At 69.5% G+C, this 1,312-nt stretch carries 2 protein-coding genes; both read right to left on the bottom strand.

Annotated elements, in window-relative coordinates:
• Positions 1-136 precede the first annotated feature (136 nt).
• On the bottom strand, positions 137-700 hold the full coding sequence (locus AB0J68_RS32280) for a YbjQ family protein (protein ID WP_354853464.1): 564 nt from the start codon (positions 698-700) through the stop codon (positions 137-139).
• Between the two features lie 23 nt (positions 701-723).
• The coding region (locus AB0J68_RS32275) for a DUF1986 domain-containing protein (protein WP_363942690.1) at positions 724-1,312 on the bottom strand (589 nt) is incomplete at its 5' end.

The following is a 1,312-nucleotide window of genomic DNA, read 5'->3' as shown; positions in this document are numbered from 1 at the left end:
CGCCGACCACCGCTCCGCCGACTACGGCCCCGCCCCAGCGTTCGTTGATCATGAAGTTATTGCCGCGACACGCCGACGCGCAGGGCAATAACTTCATGATCAACCGGGTGGCGAGGGGCCGGCAGCGAGGGTCGGGTTAGTCGCCGGTGGGGGTTTCTGCGGCTGTTCGTAGGTTGGGGCCGCTTGCGGGTTCGGCGATGCCGCCGAGAGACTCGGCGAAGGCCGGGTCGGTGGCGGTCTCCGCCGCCACCGCCGGCTGGTCGGCCGGCATGACCTGGGGCATCGTGGGTACGGCGATAACCGCCGTGCCGTACGCGCAGATCTCCATCCACATCTCACCGCAGTCCCGGCTGTCGAAGCGCATGCCGATCACGGCGTTCGCGCCGAGCCGCAGCGCCTCCTCGCCGAGGCGGGTCACGGAGTCGGTACGCCAGCGGGTCAGGTTGTCCGGCGCCATCGGGTCGTACGCGCCACCGCGCAGATTCTTGACACCCTCGCGGTACGGGTTGCGCGTCCTGGCCATCGATGACACCACCTCACCGAGAATCTGGCGGATCTCGTAGCCGGGCAGTTGCTCTGTCGTCACGACCAGCACGGTTCCGATGCTGTCAGGAGTTGCGCGACCCGATCGGGTGCCGTGTTCACCTGATCGGATGCTGCAAAACGACGCGGCGCGGACGGTCGGCACGCCGGCGACCATCCGCGCCGCGCGGGCGCTAACGGTCAGACACCGGCCACCGAGGTGATCCAGGCCCGGTTGTACGCGACACTGCCGTAGTTCTGGATGGAGGAGCCGTCGGCCGTGGAGGCCACACCGACCTGCTGGCCGTTGTAGAACTGCGGCCCGCCCGAGTCGCCCCGCCAGGCGTTGCCGTTGATCCGGCTGCTGCGGATCGCCTGCCCGCCGTACGCGTCGGTGGCGCTGTTGCTGGTCACCTGGACGGTGGCGGTCTTGAGCTGGCTGGAGGCGTCGCACCCGCTGTAGCAGGTCATGCCCCACCCGTAGATCGAGTTGGTCGAGCCGACGGGCGGGTTGCTGCTGGCCAGGGACACCGCCGAGGTGCTGACGGTGCTGGAGAGCCGCATGAGGGCCAGGTCGTTACGGGTGTAGGTGGCGCTGACGGTACGGGTGACCCCGCCCGAGGCGCGGTAGACGCTGCCGACCCGGACCGACATCGTGCCGCTGATGCAGTGTCGGGCGGTGAGCACCCACTGCGCGGCGATCACGCTGCCCGAGCAGGTGAACGAGCCGTTGCTCAGCACGGCGGCGGCCCAGGGGGCGGACGACACGGTGCCGCCGCCGATGATGGGT

It is taken from the genome of Micromonospora sp. NPDC049580, assembly GCF_040675595.1.
In the GTDB taxonomy this organism is placed as follows: Bacteria; Actinomycetota; Actinomycetes; order Mycobacteriales; family Micromonosporaceae; genus Micromonospora.
This window is presented reverse-complemented; position numbering and strand designations above follow the sequence as displayed.

Bases quoted from the DNA above. Each gene is read 5' to 3' on its own strand.
- AB0J68_RS32280 (WP_354853464.1), bottom strand. From the start codon at position 700: ATGGTCGCCGGCGTGCCGACCGTCCGCGCCGCGTCGTTTTGCAGCATC.